The organism is Microbacterium kunmingense (genome assembly GCF_023155745.1).
Lineage (GTDB): Bacteria > Actinomycetota > Actinomycetes > Actinomycetales > Microbacteriaceae > Microbacterium > Microbacterium kunmingense.
In genome coordinates this window covers 88,569-105,395 of record NZ_JAKNUS010000003.1, presented here as the reverse complement: position 1 = coordinate 105,395, position 16,827 = coordinate 88,569, and the positions used below count along the sequence as shown (strand labels likewise).

Annotated in this window: 15 protein-coding genes; 14 read left to right on the top strand and 1 reads right to left on the bottom strand. The window is 69.6% G+C overall.

All coding sequences use genetic code 11. The features are described 5' to 3' along the window. The first annotated feature begins 60 nt into the window (after window positions 1-60). The 14 genes from MA875_RS05465 (at window position 61) to MA875_RS05400 (ending at window position 16,188) form a co-directional block, all read left to right on the top strand. Complete coding sequence (locus MA875_RS05465) at window positions 61-939, top strand: glutamate ABC transporter substrate-binding protein (protein ID WP_248240837.1); 879 nt, start codon at window positions 61-63, stop codon at window positions 937-939. 81 nt (window positions 940-1,020) lie between these two features. Next, complete coding sequence (locus MA875_RS05460) at window positions 1,021-1,668, top strand: amino acid ABC transporter permease (RefSeq protein WP_248240835.1); 648 nt, start codon at window positions 1,021-1,023, stop codon at window positions 1,666-1,668. Continuing rightward, window positions 1,665-2,591 (top strand): amino acid ABC transporter permease, encoded by a 927-nt coding sequence (locus MA875_RS05455; protein ID WP_248240833.1) that lies wholly within the window; start codon window positions 1,665-1,667, stop codon window positions 2,589-2,591. The genes MA875_RS05460 and MA875_RS05455 overlap by 4 nt, the downstream gene beginning before the upstream one ends. Window positions 2,592-2,636: 45 nt before the next feature. Continuing rightward, window positions 2,637-3,677, top strand: coding sequence for a phenylalanine--tRNA ligase subunit alpha (gene pheS / locus MA875_RS05450; RefSeq protein ID WP_248240831.1), 1,041 nt, complete (start codon window positions 2,637-2,639; stop codon window positions 3,675-3,677). Beyond that, window positions 3,677-6,208 carry a phenylalanine--tRNA ligase subunit beta gene (gene pheT, locus MA875_RS05445; protein ID WP_248240829.1) on the top strand — a complete coding sequence of 844 codons (2,532 nt, stop codon included), beginning with the start codon at window positions 3,677-3,679 and terminating at the stop codon, window positions 6,206-6,208. The genes pheS and pheT overlap by 1 nt, the downstream gene beginning before the upstream one ends. A 65-nt stretch (window positions 6,209-6,273) precedes the next feature. After that, window positions 6,274-7,251, top strand: a complete 978-nt coding sequence (locus MA875_RS05440; RefSeq protein WP_248240828.1) for an NAD-dependent epimerase/dehydratase family protein — start codon at window positions 6,274-6,276, stop codon at window positions 7,249-7,251. Window positions 7,252-7,592: 341 nt separating this feature from the next. Further along, the gene (gene argC / locus MA875_RS05435) at window positions 7,593-8,645 is read left to right on the top strand and encodes an N-acetyl-gamma-glutamyl-phosphate reductase (protein ID WP_248240826.1); all 1,053 of its coding nucleotides are present in this window, start codon (window positions 7,593-7,595) and stop codon (window positions 8,643-8,645) included. Then, complete coding sequence (gene argJ / locus MA875_RS05430; protein WP_248240824.1) at window positions 8,642-9,838, top strand: bifunctional glutamate N-acetyltransferase/amino-acid acetyltransferase ArgJ; 1,197 nt, start codon at window positions 8,642-8,644, stop codon at window positions 9,836-9,838. Before argC ends, argJ begins: the two co-directional genes overlap by 4 nt. After that, window positions 9,835-10,734 (top strand): acetylglutamate kinase, encoded by a 900-nt coding sequence (gene argB, locus MA875_RS05425; RefSeq protein WP_179559475.1) that lies wholly within the window; start codon window positions 9,835-9,837, stop codon window positions 10,732-10,734. The genes argJ and argB overlap by 4 nt, the downstream gene beginning before the upstream one ends. Continuing rightward, entirely contained in the window at window positions 10,731-11,963 is a 1,233-nt protein-coding gene (locus tag MA875_RS05420; protein WP_248240822.1) for an acetylornithine transaminase, read from the top strand. Before argB ends, MA875_RS05420 begins: the two co-directional genes overlap by 4 nt. Then, window positions 11,960-12,883 (top strand): ornithine carbamoyltransferase, encoded by a 924-nt coding sequence (gene argF, locus MA875_RS05415; RefSeq protein WP_248240820.1) that lies wholly within the window; start codon window positions 11,960-11,962, stop codon window positions 12,881-12,883. The genes MA875_RS05420 and argF overlap by 4 nt, the downstream gene beginning before the upstream one ends. After that, entirely contained in the window at window positions 12,862-14,001 is a 1,140-nt protein-coding gene (locus tag MA875_RS05410) for a heparan-alpha-glucosaminide N-acetyltransferase domain-containing protein (RefSeq protein WP_248240818.1), read from the top strand. Before argF ends, MA875_RS05410 begins: the two co-directional genes overlap by 22 nt. Then, window positions 13,893-15,428 carry an argininosuccinate lyase gene (gene argH, locus MA875_RS05405; RefSeq protein WP_372492527.1) on the top strand — a complete coding sequence of 512 codons (1,536 nt, stop codon included), beginning with the start codon at window positions 13,893-13,895 and terminating at the stop codon, window positions 15,426-15,428. The genes MA875_RS05410 and argH overlap by 109 nt, the downstream gene beginning before the upstream one ends. A gap of 70 nt (window positions 15,429-15,498) precedes the next feature. Next, window positions 15,499-16,188: a SatD family protein gene (locus MA875_RS05400; RefSeq protein ID WP_248240814.1), complete on the top strand. Its 690-nt coding sequence runs from the start codon at window positions 15,499-15,501 to the stop codon at window positions 16,186-16,188. On the opposite strand, the gene MA875_RS05395 is transcribed toward MA875_RS05400, so the two are convergent. Continuing rightward, window positions 16,147-16,740 (bottom strand): hypothetical protein, encoded by a 594-nt coding sequence (locus MA875_RS05395; RefSeq protein ID WP_248240812.1) that lies wholly within the window; start codon window positions 16,738-16,740, stop codon window positions 16,147-16,149. The genes MA875_RS05400 and MA875_RS05395 overlap by 42 nt on opposite strands. Between the last annotated feature and the right edge of the window lie 87 nt (window positions 16,741-16,827).

Here is a 16,827-nt window from a genome sequence, read left to right as displayed (position 1 = left end):
GCGGCTCGGAAACCGGAGGAAAGTCGCCACGCGCGACGGTACACAGCAAAGGATGAAGACATGAAGCGAACGAGAATTCCGCTGATCGCACTGGTCGCGGCGGGGGCCCTCGCTCTGTCGGCTTGTGCCGGCGGGACGGACACGGAGGCCGACCCGGGGGCGGAGGAGAGCGCACCCTCGGAAGAGGTCAGCTTCGAAGAGGGCACGACGATGGCCGCGCTGGCCGACGCCGGAAGCATCACCATCGGCACGAAGTTCGATCAGCCGCTCTTCGGCCTGGTCGGTCCCTCGGGAGTGCCGGAGGGGTTCGACGTCGAGATCGGCAAGATCATCGCGTCGGAGCTCGGCATCTCCGAGGACAACATCGAGTGGGTCGAGACTGTTTCGGCCAACCGCGAGCCGTTCATCGAGAACGGCCAGGTCGACATCGTCATCGCGACCTACACGATCAACGAAACCCGCAAGGAGGTCGTCTCGTTCGCCGGGCCGTATTACATGGCGGGCCAGTCGATCCTCGTGCTCGCTGACAACGAGGACATCCAAAGCGAAGAGGATCTGGTCGGACAGCCGGTCTGCTCGGTGACAGGATCCACTCCCGCGGAGAACCTCGCCGAGTTGGGAGCCGAGCCCGTCCTGACCGACACGTACTCCAATTGCCTCGAGCCGCTTCGCACCGGGGCCGTGGTCGCGGTGTCGACCGACAATGTGATCCTCGCCGGTCTCGCCGCCCAGAACGAGGGCGAGTTCAAGGTCGTCGGAGAGCCGTTCACCGACGAGCCCTACGGCATCGGCCTCGCGCTCGACGACACCGATTTCCGCATGTGGATCAACGACGTCCTCGAGGCTTCCTACGAGGATGGTCGATACGAAGAGGCGTGGAACAGCACGGCGGGAACGATCCTGCCGTTCGTCGAGCCGCCGGCACCCGACCGCTACTGATCGACGGGATGCCCCGGACCGGCGTGAGGCGTCGGTCCGGGGCATCCATCGACATGATCCAACTGTGAGAGAGGAGGCGGAGTGGAACAGTATCTGAGCCTGTGGCCCACATTCTGGGAAGGGTTCCGGGTGACGCTGCTGCTCCTGGCGGTCTCAGGTGTGCTGTCCCTCATCCTCGGCACGCTCATCGCCGCGATGCGCATCTCGCCCATCGGCTCCCTGCGCGTCTTCGCAGCCTTCTGGGTCGAGATCGCACGGAACACCCCGCTCACCCTTGTCTTCTTCTTCTTCGCCGTCGTGGTCCCCTTCCTCGGCGCGCGCCTGCCCTTCGTGCCGCTGGCGATCGCCGCGCTGGCCTACTACACGTCTCCCTTCGTGGCCGAGGCGCTCCGCTCGGGCATCAACGGGGTGCCCGTAGGGCAAGCCGAGGCGGCGCGCAGTATCGGCCTGGGCTTCAGCCAGACGGTGTCGCTCGTCGTCCTGCCCCAGGCGTTCCGCATGACCATTCCGCCGCTCATCAACGTCTTCATCGCGCTGACCAAGAACACCTCGGTCGCGGGGGGCTTCTTCGTGGTGGAGCTGTTCGCGGGCACGCGCGCACTGGCGAACGCGAATGGGAACATGGTGATCCCCATCCTCCTCACCGCGGCGGCCCTCTACCTCGTGATCACCGTCCCGCTCGGCCTGCTCGCCGGGCAGATCGAGAAGCGCGTGGTGGTTCAGCGATGAGTGCTCCCTCCGTCCTCTTCGACGCCCCCGGACCCCGGGCCCGGCGGCTGTCCCTCATCGCCTCGGTGATCGGGGCGGTCATCATCCTGGGCGTGCTCGCGTGGCTCATCTGGATTCTCGCGACGCCGCGCGTCTCCGGCGGCGTGCCGGTCCCGGCGATCCTCGATCCGGTGCGGTGGGACATCTACCTCGATCCCGAGGTGTGGGGCGCGATCGGCCGAGGGGTCGTCGCCACTCTCCAGGCGGCCGCCGTCGCCGCCGTCGGGGCGATCCTGCTCGGCATCGTGCTCTCCCTCTTGCGGAGCTCCTCGATCGCCTGGGTGCGGATCCCAACGGCATGGCTCATCGAGTTCCTGCGTGGCATGCCGGTGCTGCTGATGATGCTGTTCATCCTCCTCGTCGCGTCGACGGGGGCGTTCTGGGCCGTGGTGATCGCGCTCATCCTCTACAACGGCACCCTGATCGGTGAAGCGCTGCGTGCGGGACTGGCCGCTCTGCCGCGCGGCCAGCGTGAGGCCGCTCTCAGCGTGGGCATGCGCGAATTCCAGTCGAAGGTGCTGGTGGAGTTCCCCCAGGCCTTCCGCCAGATGCTGCCGATCATCGTCGCGCAGCTCGTCGTGCTGCTCAAGGACACGTCACTCGGATACATCGTCGGCTACAACGAGCTCATCCGCACGATGATGAACAACCTCGCGAGCTTCTACGGCAACCGCTACCTGTTCTCGCTGTTCTTCGTGTGCCTGATCATCTACCTCGCCATCAACCTGTCCCTGTCCTGGTTCGCGCGGTGGCTCGCACGGCGGACGGCCAGCGGCGGGCGCAAGGCCAAGCGCGGCGGTGCTGACGTGGATCCCGACCAGGCGATTCTCGTCGCGCAGGCGAGCGCGTCCGCTCGGCAGTCTGGGAACGCCCCGGGGTTCTGACGGCGCGGCGGGTCTGAGTATCCGCCGTCGGTAGACTCGACTCTCGTGTCCGACGCACCCGAGATCACCCCTGACGCAGTGCAGGCCGCGGTCGACGCCGCCCTCGCCGCAATCGCCGCGGCATCCAGCACGGCTGACCTGAAGGCGGCGCGCTCCGCGCACGCGGCGGAGGGCTCGCCCCTCGCCCGGCTGAACGCGCGCCTCCGCGACGTCGCGCCCGAGCGCAAGGCCGAATTCGGCAAGCTCATCGGTCAGGCCCGCGGACGGGTGGCGCAGGCTTTTGCGGCCCGAGAGGCCGAGGTCGCAGCTGCCGAGACCGCCGCGCGGCTGGAAGCGGAGCGCATCGATGTCACGGCCCTCCCCGCCCGCGCCCGCGTCGGCGCGCGGCATCCGATCTCCCTTCTTCAGGAGCAGGTCGCCGACATCTTCGTCGGCATGGGATGGGAGATCGCGGAGGGTCCCGAGCTCGAGCACGAGTGGTTCAACTTCGACGCGCTCAACTTCGACGCCGACCACCCGGCCCGGCAGATGCAGGACACGTTCTTCATCGACCCGGTCGATCGGCACCTGGTGATGCGCACGCACACGAGCCCCGTGCAGGTGCGCTCGATGCTCGAGCGCGACCTGCCGATCTACGTCCTGTGCCCGGGCCGGGTGTACCGCACGGACGAGTTCGACGCGACGCACCTGCCCGTCTTCACGCAGTTCGAGGGCCTCGTGATCGACAAGGGGATCACGATGGCGCACCTGAAGGGCACGCTCGACCACGCGGCCCGCGTGCTGTTCGGTCCCGAGGCGAAGACCCGGTTCCGCGCCAACTACTTCCCCTTCACCGAGCCGTCGGCGGAGCTCGATCTTTGGCACCCGACCTTCAAGGGCGGTGCGCGCTGGATCGAGTGGGGCGGATGCGGGATGGTGAACCCCAACGTGCTCCGCGCGGCGGGGATCGACCCCGAGGAGTACTCGGGCTTCGCGTTCGGGATGGGGATCGAGCGGACACTGATGTTCCGCAGCGACGTGCAGGACATGCGCGACATGGCCGAGGGCGATGTGCGCTTCAGCGAGCAGTTCGGGATGGTGGTCTGATGCGCGTCCCGCTTTCGTGGCTGCGTGAGTATGTCGATGTGCCGGCGGACGCCGCCCCAGAGGACGTGCTCGCGGCGCTCGTGCGCGTCGGGTTCGAAGAGGAGGACGTGCACCGCTTCGAGCTGCAGGGCCCGATCGTCGTCGGCGAGGTGCTCGAGTTCGTCGAGGAGCCGCAGTCCAACGGCAAGACGATCCGCTGGTGCCAGGTGCAGGTCGCGCCCGACGGCCAGCCGGCCGCCGACGGCGGTCCTGCCGTGCACGGCATCGTGTGCGGCGCGCGCAACTTCTTCGTCGGCGACAAGGTGCCTGTCACTCTTCCGGGCGCCGTCCTCCCCGGCCCGTTCCCGATCGCCGCGCGCAAGACCTACGGCCACGTGTCGGACGGGATGATCGCGTCAGCGAAGGAACTCGGTCTGGGCGACGAGCACGACGGCATCCTGCGCCTCGTCGAGCTCGGCATCGACGCCCCCGTCGGGTCGGATGCGATCTCGTTGCTCGGTCTCGACGACGCCGCCATCGACGTCAACGTCACCCCCGATCGCGGGTACGCGCTGTCGGTCCGCGGCATCGCGAGGGAGTACTCCCATGCAACCGGGGCCACCTTCCGCGATCCGGGTGCGCGCGAGTGGGGCGAGGTCAACCTCCACGACGACACGGCGTTCACCGTCGCCGTCGACGATCGGGCCCCGATCCGCGGCCGCGTCGGAGCGTCGGAGTTCGTCGCCCGGATCGTCCGCGACGTGGATCCCACCAAGCCCACACCGGCGTGGATGATCGCGCGGCTTTCGCTGGCCGGCATCCGGTCGCTCGGCATCCTCATCGACATCACCAACTACGTCATGGTCGAGCTCGGGCAGCCGATCCACGGCTACGACCTCGACACCCTGCGCGGAGGCATCACCGTCCGCCGTGCGGTGGCGGGGGAGAAGCTCGAGACCCTCGACGGCAAGGTGCGCGAGCTCAACCCCGAGGACCTTCTCATTACCGACGAGTCGGGACCGATCGGACTCGCCGGCGTCATGGGCGGCGGAACGACCGAGATGACCTCGTCGACCCGCAACGTGCTCATCGAAGCCGCCACCTTCGACCCCGTCTCGATCGCCCGCACCGCCCGTCGTCACAAGCTGCCCTCCGAGGCGTCCCGTCGCTTCGAGCGCGGCGTCGACCCGGCGATCGCCTTCGTCGCCGCGGCACGTGTCGCCGAACTCATGGTCCAGTACGCCGGGGGCACCGACACGCGTGCCGGGGGCGCTCTGCATGCCACGATCGAGACGCCCGGCGTCGAGCTGCCGCGCCCCTTCGTCCCCGCGCTGATCGGCGTCGACTACAGCGAGACCGAGATCGTCGGCGCCCTCGAGCTGATCGGCTGCGAGGTGCGTGAGAACGAGCGCACCTGGGTCGTCTTCCCGCCGTCGTGGCGTCCCGACCTCACGGACAAGTGGACCCTGGCGGAGGAGGTCGCCCGCATCGAGGGCTACGACCGCATTCCGTCGGTGCTGCCGACTCCGCCGTCCGGCCGCGGTCTGACCTCGGCGCAGCAGGGCAGGCGTCGCGTGGCGAACGCGCTCGCCGCCGCGGGGTACGTCGAGACGCCGTCCTTCCCCTTCACGACCGAAGAGCAGAACGATCTGCACGGATCGGCCTCGGGAGCCCACCTGCCGAGCGTCAAGCTCGCCAACCCCCTCGACGGGCAGGCACCATTCCTTCGCCGCAGCCTCGTTCCGGGACTTCTCCGTGTGGCGCACCGCAACGTCGCGCGCGGTCTGACCGACCTGGCGCTGTTCGAGACCGGTGTCGTGTTCCTTCCGAAGCCCGGTGTCGCCTACGGCACCGAGGGCGTTCCACCGCTGGCCGTGCGACCGGATGCCGGGACCCTGACGGCCCTCGACGCGTCGATCCCGCCGCAGCACCGCCACGTCGCGGTGCTGCTCACCGGTTCGATCACCCCGAAGCAGCCGGGCCTCGCCGCCGAGACCGCCGGTCTCGCCGACGCGCTCGACGCCGTCCGCACGATCGCTGCCGCGGCGGGGGTGGCGATCGAGGTCGCGCAGGACGAGCGCGCAGCCCTGCACCCCGGACGCACCGGCGTGCTCTCCGTCGGGGCGACCGAGGTCGGCTACGTCGGTGAGCTCCTTCCCTCCGTCGCGGAGGACGCCGACCTTCCCGGTCGGGTCATCGTCGCGGAACTCGATCTCGACCTCATGCTCTCCGTGGCAGGGGAGAAGGTCGTGGCGGCTTCGCTGTCGGGCTACCCGGCGGCGACGCAGGACGTTTCCCTCGTGGTGGATGCGACGGTGCCGGCCTCCGAGGTCCGCACGGCGCTCATCGACGGTGCGGGCGATCTGCTCGAATCGCTGCGCCTGGTCGACGACTACCGGGGTGCAGGGGTTTCCGAGGGGACGAAGAGTCTGACCTTCGCCCTCCGCTTCCGCGCGCCCGACCGCACCCTCACCGCGGCCGAGGCGACGGAGGCCAAGCTCGCCGGCGTCGCGGTCGCGACGGAGCGGTTCGGGGCGACCCTGCGCGAGTAGCCGGTGCGCTCCGCCCAGAGCGGAACGCGGTGTCGTCCTGCCCGACTCTCTGATGAGATGACGGCATGATGAATGTGCTGGTCCTGGGCGGGACCGGTTGGCTGAGCGGTCGGGTCGCGCGCGCCTGGGTGGATGCCGGCGCGCATGTCACGTGCCTCGCGCGCGGCGGTCGGCCCGCACCGGACGGAGCGGAGCTCGTCGTCGCCGACCGGGGAGAGCCGGACGCCTACGCCGCGGTGGCCGGGCGCGAGTGGGACGAGGTGGTCGAGATCTCCTCGACACCCGAGCACGTCGCGTCAGCCGTCGTCGCGCTCGCGCCGGTCGCCCGTCACCTGACGTACGTGTCGTCGCTGTCGGTGTACGCGACGAACGACGTCGTGGGTGCGGCGGAGGACGCGGCGCTCAGCGAACCGCTCCGCCCGGGGGAGGAGTACGACTACTCGCGCGCGAAGGCCGCTGCCGAGGCATCCGTTGTCCACCACCTCGGCGACCGGGCTGCCATCGTGCGTCCGGGACTCATCGTCGGCCCGGACGACCCCACGGACCGGTTCGGCTACTGGGTGGCGCGCTTCGCCCTCGTCGGCGACCGGCCGGTCCTCACGCCGACGCTCGATGACCGGATGACCCAGGTGATCGACGTCGATGACCTCGCCGCGTTCCTCGTGGCATGCGGGGCTGATGGGCGATCCGTCGTCGCGAACGCGATCGGCGATCCCCTGCCGTTCCGCACCTTCATCGACGCCGCCCGCGAGGTGGCGGGTCATGGTGGCGAGCTCGTGACAGCCGACGACGCCTGGCTGGTCGCGCACGACGTGCAGCACTGGATGGGGCCGCGGTCGCTCCCGCTGTGGCTGCCTGCCGACATGCCGGGGTTCGCGACGCGGTCCAATGCCGCCTACCGTGCCGCGGGCGGCCTGCTCCGCGCCCTCGACGACACCCTGCGCCGCACGCTCGCCGACGAACGCGCCCGCGGCCTCGACCGTGAGCGACGCAGCGGACTCACCCGGGCCGAAGAACTCGCGCTTCTGGGGGAGATGAGCTGACCCCACGCGCCTAACTCCTGCAGAACGCGTTCGCTGACGCCGACGGCACCCGTGATTGCGCGGGCGGCAGGCGCTGCGCTCGACGATCGGCAGGAGTTACGACGGTGGCGCCCGTAACCGGACAGGGCAGGAGTCCCGATTTGCGGGCGGCGGCACCCCGCCGCTATGGTCGGCCCATGTCCTCGGCCGCGCTCGATTCCGCCACGCTCCCTGTGAGCGTCGCTCCTGCGCGCCGACGTCTGGACGGACGCCGACTCTAGGCGACCCCGCGCACCTCCCTGGAGGGGAGTCACGGGCGTCGCCGTCGGCAGCCCACGACCCCAGACTCTAAGGTGGAATCCATGACATATTCGGTCGCCGTCTCCGGCGCATCCGGCTATGCGGGCGGCGAGATCCTCCGGATCCTCGCCGCACATCCCGACGTCGAGATCCGCACGGTCACCGCGCACTCCAACGCCGGACAGAAGCTCATCGAGCATCAGCCGCACCTGCGCTCACTGGCGCACCTGACGCTCCAGGAGACGACCCCCGAGGTGCTCTCCGGCCACGACATCGTCTTCCTCGCTCTGCCGCACGGTCAGTCGGGGCAGTACACCGACGCGCTGGCGGACACGCCGCTCGTCATCGACGCCGGCGCCGACCACCGGCTGGAATCGACGACCGAGTGGGAGAAGTTCTACGGCGGCGACCACCACCACCCGTGGACGTACGGGGTTCCCGAGCTCCTCGTCGGCGGCGGCACGCAGCGTGAGCTGCTTCGGGGTGCGACTCGCATCGCTGCCCCCGGCTGCAACGCCTCCACCGTCAGCCTCAGCCTCGCGCCGGGAGTCTCCGCCGGGGTGATCGACCCGAGCGACATCGTCACGGTGCTCGCGGTCGGGCCCTCCGGCGCCGGGAAGAGTCTGAAGCCGCACCTCCTCGGCAGCGAGATCCTCGGCACCGCGAACCCCTACGCGGTGGGGGGTGGTCATCGCCACATTCCCGAGATCCGGCAGGCGCTCGCCGCCGCGATGTCGGAGACCGCCGTCCCCATCCGGATCTCCTTCACCCCGGTGATCGTGCCGATGGCACGCGGGATCCTCGCCACCTCGACCGCGCCCATCGCAGCCGGCGCCACCGACGACGACATCCGTGCGGCGTGGGAGCGGGCGTACGGCGATGAGACCTTCGTCCAGCTGCTTCCCGCGGGTCACTTCCCCCGCACGGCCGACGTGCTCGGCGCCAACACCGCGCTGATGGGGCTCGCGATCGATCGCGACGCGAATCGGGTGGTCGTCGTCACCGCGGTCGACAATCTCGTCAAGGGCACCGCGGGCGCCGCGGTGCAGTCCATGAACATCGCGCTCGGCCTCCCCGAGGGGCGGGCGCTCACCGTGAACGGAGTCGCCCCGTGAACATCGACGACGATCGGCCGCACGGTTTCTCCGCCACGGGCGTCACCGCGCCCCGGGGCTTCGAGGCGGCCGGGGTCGCCGCGGGCCTGAAGTCCACCGGCAAGCCCGATGTCGCCGTCGTCGCGAATCGCGGGCCGCTGAAGGTCGGCGCCGCGGTCTTCACGAGCAACCGCGCGAAGGCCAACCCCATCCTGTGGTCGGAGCAGGTGGTCCGCGACGGCGTCGTCGAGGCGATCGTGCTGAACTCCGGCGGTGCCAACTGCTTCACCGGATCGTTCGGCTTCCAGACCACGCACCAGACCGCCGAGAAGGCCGCCGCCCTCCTCGGCGTCGGCGCCGGCGACATCCTGGTCTGCTCCACCGGCCTCATCGGGACAGGCGACGAGGTGTTCCGGCAGAAGGTGCTCGACGGGACCGAGCGGGCGATCGCGTCGCTCGCCGCGGACGGCGGCGATGCGGCATCCGAGGCGATCATGACGACCGACTCGCGGCCGAAGCGGGCTGTCACGGCCAGCCACGGATGGACCATCGGTGGCATGGCGAAGGGGGCGGGGATGCTCGCCCCGGGCCTTGCCACGATGCTCGTCGTCCTCACCACCGACGCCGTCCTCACCGCCGAGGAGGCCGATGCGCATCTGCGCGCAGCGACGCGTACGACCTTCGACCGGCTGGATTCCGACGGATGCATGTCGACGAACGACCAGGTGACGCTCATGGTCAGCGGCGCCTCGGGCGTGACGCCGGATCCCGAGGAATTCCGACGGCGCCTGACCGCCGTGTGCGACGACCTCGCCGGGCAGCTCCAGGCCGACGCGGAGGGCGCGAGTCACGACATCAGCATCCAGGTCACGAACGCGGCATCCGAGGACGACGCCGTGACCGTCGGACGCTCGGTCGCCCGCAACAACCTCTTCAAGGCCGCGATCTTCGGCAACGACCCCAACTGGGGACGGGTGCTCGCGGCCATCGGCACCACCGACGCGGTCTTCGATCCCTATGACGTCGACGTGTGGATGAACGGCGTGCGCGTGTGCACCCAGGGCGGCCCCGACCGCCCCCGCGAGGAGGTCGACCTGACGCCGCGGGCCACGACGGTCCGCATCGACCTCAAATCCGGCGACGCGCACGCCCTCATCCGCACCAACGACCTCACCCACGACTACGTCCACGAGAACAGCGCCTACTCCTCATGACCGACATCCAGACGACCGACCCGGGTGAGGCCAGCGCGAGAGCCGCCGTCCTCATCGACTCGCTGCCCTGGCTGCGGCGCTTCCGCGATCAGGTCATCGTGATCAAGTACGGCGGCAACGCCATGGTCAGCGAAGAGCTGCAGGATGCGTTCGCCGCCGACATGGCCTACCTCCGCTACGCGGGTGTGAAGCCGGTCGTGGTGCACGGCGGCGGCCCGCAGATCTCGTCGATGCTCGACCGACTGGAGATCCCGAGCGAGTTCAAGGGCGGCTACCGTGTCACCTCCACCGAGGCGATCTCGGTGGTGCGGATGGTGCTCACCGGTCAGATCAACCCGCAACTCGTGGGGAAGATCAACACCCACGGTCCGCTGGCGACGGGCCTGAGCGGCGAGGACGCGGGGCTTTTCGGCGGTCGCCGGCGGGGCGTCACCATCGACGGCATCGAGCATGACCTCGGCCGGGTGGGCGATGTGGTCGAGGTCGACCCGCAGCCGGTCCTCGATCATCTCGCGGCCGGCCGCATCCCGGTGGTCTCCAGCATCGCGCCCGACCTCGATCGCCCCGGCGCGTCGCTCAACGTCAACGCCGATGCCGCGGCGTCGGCGCTCGCGGTCGCGCTGAAAGCGGTGAAGCTCGTGGTCCTCACCGACGTGCCGGGCTTGTACGCCGACTGGCCGAACCGCGACTCCCTCGTCTCGCACCTGACGTCCTCCGCCCTGCGGGAGATGCTGCCGACGCTGGAGTCGGGCATGATCCCGAAGATGCAGGCGTGCCTCGAGGCGGTCGAGGGAGGTGTCGAGACGGCGGCGATCATCGACGGGCGGGTGCCGCACTCGGTGCTCGTGGAGATCTTCACCAGCAACGGAATCGGAACAGAGGTGGTGCGAGGATGACCTGGCAGGATGACGCGGGACGCGACCTCGTCCGCAGCTTCGGCGACCGGATGGCGATGTTCGTCCGCGGGGAGGGCGCATACCTCTGGGACGACGCGGGCACCCGGTATCTCGACTTCCTCGGCGGGATCGCGGTGAATTCCCTCGGCCACGCCCACCCCGTGTTCGTCGACGCGGTGGCGCGGCAGGCTGCGACCCTGGCGCACGTGTCGAACTACTTCGCCACGCCCCCGCAGCTCGAACTCGCCGCGCGGCTGAAGCGTCTCGCCGGAACCGGTGACGGCGGCCGGGTGTACTTCGGCAACTCCGGCGCCGAGGCGAACGAAGCCGCGTTCAAGCTGGCCCGCCTGCACGGCGGGGCCGAACGTCCGCGCATCCTGGCCCTGCGCGACGCCTTCCACGGGCGCACGATGGGAACCCTCGCCCTCACCGGCAAGTCCTGGATGCAGGAGCCGTTCCTCCCGATGGTGCCCGGCGTGGAGTTCATCGACTCCACGGTCGAGGCGCTGGATGACGCGATCGACGGAGGGGTGGCAGCGCTCTTCGTCGAACCGATCAAGGGCGAAGCCGGCGTCGTGGAACTTCCCCCCGGGTACCTCGCCGCGGCACGCGAGATCACGAAGCGCCACGGCGCGCTGCTCATCGTCGACGAGATCCAGACCGGAGCCGGCCGGACGGGGGAGTGGTTCGCCTTCCAGCACGCGGGCATCACCCCTGACGCCATCACGGTCGCCAAGGGCATCGGCGGCGGCTTCCCCATCGGGGCGCTGATCACCTTCGGAGCGGCCAGCGATCTGTTCTACCCCGGCACGCACGGTTCCACGTTCGGCGGCAACGCCCTCGGCACCGCGGTCGCCTCCGCCGTCCTCGGGGAGATCGAGCGGGCAGACCTCCTCACCAACGCGCGAGAGCGGGGTCTGCAGGTGCGCGACGCGATCACTGCGATCAACACCGACCTCATCGAGGGATGCCGCGGGCAGGGCCTCCTGATCGGTGTCGCGCTGCGGCATCCGCTCGCCAAGGCACTCGTCGCGGCGGCCCAGCAGCACGGTCTGATCATCAACGCCCCCAACGACACCACCATCCGGCTCGCGCCCGCCCTGACCATCGGCGACGTCGAGGTCGACGACTTCGTCGCGCTCTTCACCGCGGCGATCCGCTCGGTCGAGGACGCGCTCGTGCTCGACGGCGCCGGCGCGGCATCCGGCGAAGGGACGGCATCGAAATGACGCGGCATCTTCTCCGCGACGACGACCTGTCCGCCGCCGAACAGCGGGAGATCCTCGACCTCGCTGTCGAGCTCAAGAGCGACCGGTGGAAGCTGCGACCCCTCGAGGGTCCTCAGACGGTGGCGGTGATCTTCGACAAGTCCTCCACGCGAACCCGCGTGTCCTTCGCCGTCGGCATCGCCGACCTCGGCGGCTCACCGCTGATCATCTCCACCGCCAACAGTCAGCTGGGCGGCAAGGAGACCCCCTCGGACACGGCGCGGGTGCTCGAGCGGCAGGTGGCCGCGATCGTGTGGCGCACCTACGCGCAGGCGGGGCTGGAGGAGATGGCCGAGGGAACGCGGGTTCCTGTCGTCAACGCCCTCTCCGACGACTTCCACCCGTGCCAGCTGCTGGCAGACCTCCTCACCATTCGCGAGCACAAGGGCGAGCTCGCGGGTCTCACGCTCTCGTTCTTCGGCGACGGGCGCTCCAACATGGCGCACTCCTACCTCCTGGCGGGCGTGACGGCGGGCATGCACGTCCGCGTCGCATCCCCGGAGGATTATGCGCCGCGTGACGACGTCGTCGAGGCGGCCGACCGTCGCGCCGCCGAGACCGGTGGCAGCGTGGTCCTCTTCACCGACCCGAACGAGGCGGCTGCGGGCGCCGACGTCATCGTCACCGACACGTGGGTGTCGATGGGCAAGGAGGAGGAGAAGCTCGCGCGGCTCCGCGACCTCGGGTCGTACAAGGTGACCACCGAGCTCATGTCGCTCGCCGCCGACGACGCCATCTTCATCCACTGCCTCCCCGCCGACCGCGGGTACGAGGTGGATGCGGAGGTCATCGACGGACCGCAGAGCGTCGTGTGGGACGAGGCGGAGAACAGACTTCACGCGCAGAAGGCGCTGCTGGTGTGGCTGCTGCGCCAGCAGTGACCGGTCGCGCACCCGCGACGCTCGCCCGCAACTGGGCTTGGCTGAACGGGGAAGGCCGGCTCGCCGGAATCGATCTGGCCCGCGGGCTGGCGGTTCTCGGGATGTTCGCCGCGCACCTGCTGGTGACCCCGGAACTGCTCTGGACGATGCCCGCCACCTGGCTGGGGATCGTCGACGGTCGATCCTCCATCCTGTTCGCCACCCTCGCCGGGGTGTCGATCGGCCTGGTCACCGGAGGACCGCGCCCGCTCGGACGTGAGGCGATGGCGATCGCCCGCATGCGCCTGGGGGTGCGCGCAGGCTTCCTGTGGGGACTCGGCGTGCTGCTCATCGCCACCGGTGTGCCGGTCTACGTCATCCTCCCGGCGTACGCGATCATGTTCGTCCTCGCCCTTCCGTTCACCCGGCTCCCGGCTGTTGCGCTTCTCGCCGTGGCCGCGGGGCTGGCCTTGGTCATGCCCTGGGTCCAGGTGCTCCTCGACGAGGCGCCGCTGTGGTCGACTCCGCTCGGCGATGAACTGTCGGCCGCGATCGGCTGGCACTACCCGTTCCCCGTCTGGATGGCCTTCGTCCTCGCCGGACTGGGGCTCGCGCGCGCGGATCTGACCCGGCTGCGCGTCCAGCTGATCTCGCTTTCGACAGGCGCCGTCCTGGCTGCCCTGGGGTACGGTCTGGATGCCGCGGCCAGCAGAGGCGCCGACCCGGTGATGCCCACCCTGTGGAGCGAGGTGTGGACGGCCGAGCCCCACTCGAGCGGACTGCTCGAGGTCGTCGGGTCCGGCGGCTTCGCCATCGCCGCCCTCGCCGCCTCGCTCCTGGTGTGCCGCACGCTGGTGGTCTGGGTCGTTCTGCCCCTGCGAGCTGTGGGGGCCATGCCGCTCACCGCCTATACCGCCCAGATCGTCGTCTGGGCGTTCATCGCCCTGGCGGCTTTCGGCACCACGAGTCTTCTCACCCCGTTCCGGGAGCTCGAACCCTTCTGGCCCCTGACGCTCGGCATCGTCGCCGGATGCACCGGCTGGGCGCTGCTGATCGGACGAGGCCCCCTGGAGTGGGCTTTCGACAGGCTGTCGAAGCTGATCGTGCCGAGCACACTGACGAACAGGAGCACTCCGTGACCAAGGACGAACAGACCAACGAGGGTGCTCTGTGGGGCGCGCGCTTCGCCTCCGGCCCGTCGCCCGAGCTTGCGGCGCTGAGTGTGTCGACGCATTTCGATTGGGCGCTGGCCCCCTACGACATCGTGGGATCGCACGCGCACGCGAAGGCTCTGGCGTCGGCGGGGTATCTCACCGCCGACGAAGAACAGCGGATGCACGCGGCACTGGACCGCCTGCTGTCTGCGGTGCGGGAGGGCACGCTTCGTCCCCGTCCCGCAGACGAGGACGTGCACGGGGCGCTCGAGGCGGCTCTGATCACCGAGGTCGGTCCCGAGCTCGGCGGCAAGCTTCGGGCAGGACGGAGCAGGAACGACCAGATCGCAACGCTGGTGCGGATGTATCTCGTCGACCACGCCGCCGTCGTGGCCCGCGACGTGCTGCGTCTGATCGACGCGATCGTCGCGCAGGCCGATGCGCACGCGGACGCGATCATGCCCGGACGCACGCATCTCCAGCACGCGCAGCCTGTTCTTCTCGCTCATCACCTGCAGGCGCACGCCTGGCCGCTCGTGCGCGACCTCGAGCGGCTCCGCGATTGGCGAGTGCGAGCGGACACCTCACCGTACGGCTCCGGCGCTCTCGCAGGATCGACACTGGGATTGGACCCCGCCCTGGTCGCCCGCGAGGTCGGTCTGGGACGGCCCACCGAGAACTCGATCGACGGAACCGCTGCCCGCGATGTCGTGGCGGAATTCGCCTACATCGCAGCCCAGATCGGCATCGACGTCAGCCGATTCGCGGAGGACATCATCGTGTGGAACACGCGGGAGTTCTCCTTCGTCGTCCTCGACGATGGCTTCTCGACGGGGTCGAGCATCATGCCGCAGAAGAAGAATCCCGACATCGCCGAGCTCGCCCGGGGGAAGACGGGCAGGCTCATCGGCAACCTGACCGGATTGCTGACGGTGCTCAAGGGCCTCCCACTCGCCTACAACCGCGACCTGCAGGAGGACAAGGAACCGGTCTTCGACAGCGTGCAGACCCTCGAGGTGGTCCTTCCCGCCTTCGCCGGAATGGTTGCGACCATGCGCTTCGACGTCGACAGAATGCGCGAACTCGCGCCGGCGGGGTTCTCGCTTGCCACGGACGTCGCGGAGTGGCTGGTCAGACGCGGTGTTCCCTTCCGCGACGCGCACGAGATCTCCGGAGCGCTGGTGCGGGCATGCGAGGAGCGGGGGACGGGTCTGGAGGATGCGGACGACGAGATGCTGGCCGAGGTCTCGCCGCACCTTTCGCCCGAGGTCCGCGCCGTGCTGACCGTCGAGGGGTCGGTGGCCAGTCGTTCAGGCATCGGCGGAACGGCCCCGCAGCGCGTCGCCGAGCAACGCGCCGAGCTCATCACCCGAGCGCAGACAGCCGCAACCGCGTTTCTTGGAAATCAGTGATTCACTGATCTTCCGCGCATTATCACTGAAAAAGCGATATTCGCACCCATATCAGCTGTAGACTGATTTCATGCCGGCCGTCGTGATCGCGGACATCGTCTCTTCTCGCGAGCTCGCGGACAGGAAAGTCGCACAACGAGATCTCGAGACCGTCCTCGCCCAGGTCAGCGAGGAGGGGCCGCCTGCCGAGCAGGGTCTTCGGCCCGTGGTGGGCGACGAGGTGCAGGGGGTGTACTCCGATCTGTCCTCCGCGCTCGCGGCGACGATGCTGCTTCAGCTTGCTCTGCCGGAGGGGCTCGAGCTCCGCTTCGGGATCGGTCTCGGACGCATCGAGGAGATCCCCTCCGTCGGTGGAGCGCTGTCCGAGGGCGAAGCCTGGTGGGCGGCGCGCGGTGCGATCGACCAGGTCGAGCGGCTTGCGCGCAGGACCGCGCCGACGGCGCGGACCTGGGTCGCAGCAGCCGAAGGCGCGACGGCGGAGACGCGCGAGATGGTGGGGATCGCCAACAGCGGACTGCTCGCGCGCGATCGCGCGATCGCTCAATTGAGCGCACGGACGCGACGGCTCGTCTACGGGCGATGGCGCGGGCGTACGCAGACGGACCTCGCCGCCGCGGAAGGTGTCGTGCAGTCCGCCGTCTCGCAGGCGCTCGCCGCCGCTGAGGCGGGTGCACTGCTCGAGGGGCTCCGCGCGCTCACCGGCGAGCGCGGGCCGGCATCACCAGATCGCGAGCCAGACAGCGGCGGCCACAGCCGATGACCAGAGAAGACTGGCCATCGTCCCGACGATGAACCGCTCGCGCGCGGCCGGGGTCGCCAGTTCCGAGAAGCGGCCCACGCCCTTAAGGGCGACCACCACCGCGATGACCGCGGGGAATCCGGCGAGGATGCCGAGCGCGACGGATGCCCGCTCGAGGAATCCGATCGTGGTGCCACCCCGGAGGATCTCCTCCTGACGCGTCTCGTCGTGATCGGCGGCGAGCTCGACCAGGATCCCGCCGCGCGGACCCTCGGTCGTGCGTCCGTCGGCCGCGACGAGGACCCACCGGGTGAACGGGTTGCCGCCGAGGATCGCCAGGGCCACGCCGAGGACCGCCAGGATGGCCCCGAGGAGGACCGGGATGTTGTACGGCAGCACCGCGACGACGAGGAGTGACAGCAGAACGAGACCCGCGGCCACCGACAGAACGGATGCCCGCGGTCGACGCTGCGCGATCGTGACGAGAACCAGTGCGGCGCACATCGACAGGAAAACGATGATGACGACGACCGCGACGGCCAGCGGATCTGTGGCGTCGATGGCATCCGGCATGGCGTAAGTGTCCCACGGGAGTCCGACACGTGCCGCGCGACGAACGCGAACGCTGTCGGGTGTCCGGGGTCTGTCGGGCCACGTCGA

Coding starts and splice junctions, on each gene's coding strand:
- MA875_RS05465 (WP_248240837.1), top strand. CDS start 61: ATGAAGCGAACGAGAATTCCGCTGATCGCACTGGTCGCGGCGGGGGCC.
- MA875_RS05455 (WP_248240833.1), top strand. CDS start 1,665: ATGAGTGCTCCCTCCGTCCTCTTCGACGCCCCCGGACCCCGGGCCCGG.
- pheT (WP_248240829.1), top strand. CDS start 3,677: ATGCGCGTCCCGCTTTCGTGGCTGCGTGAGTATGTCGATGTGCCGGCG.
- MA875_RS05440 (WP_248240828.1), top strand. CDS start 6,274: ATGATGAATGTGCTGGTCCTGGGCGGGACCGGTTGGCTGAGCGGTCGG.
- argC (WP_248240826.1), top strand. CDS start 7,593: ATGACATATTCGGTCGCCGTCTCCGGCGCATCCGGCTATGCGGGCGGC.
- argB (WP_179559475.1), top strand. CDS start 9,835: ATGACCGACATCCAGACGACCGACCCGGGTGAGGCCAGCGCGAGAGCC.
- MA875_RS05420 (WP_248240822.1), top strand. CDS start 10,731: ATGACCTGGCAGGATGACGCGGGACGCGACCTCGTCCGCAGCTTCGGC.
- argF (WP_248240820.1), top strand. CDS start 11,960: ATGACGCGGCATCTTCTCCGCGACGACGACCTGTCCGCCGCCGAACAG.
- argH (WP_372492527.1), top strand. CDS start 13,893: ATGCACCGGCTGGGCGCTGCTGATCGGACGAGGCCCCCTGGAGTGGGC.
- MA875_RS05400 (WP_248240814.1), top strand. CDS start 15,499: ATGCCGGCCGTCGTGATCGCGGACATCGTCTCTTCTCGCGAGCTCGCG.
- MA875_RS05395 (WP_248240812.1), bottom strand. CDS start 16,740: ATGCCGGATGCCATCGACGCCACAGATCCGCTGGCCGTCGCGGTCGTC.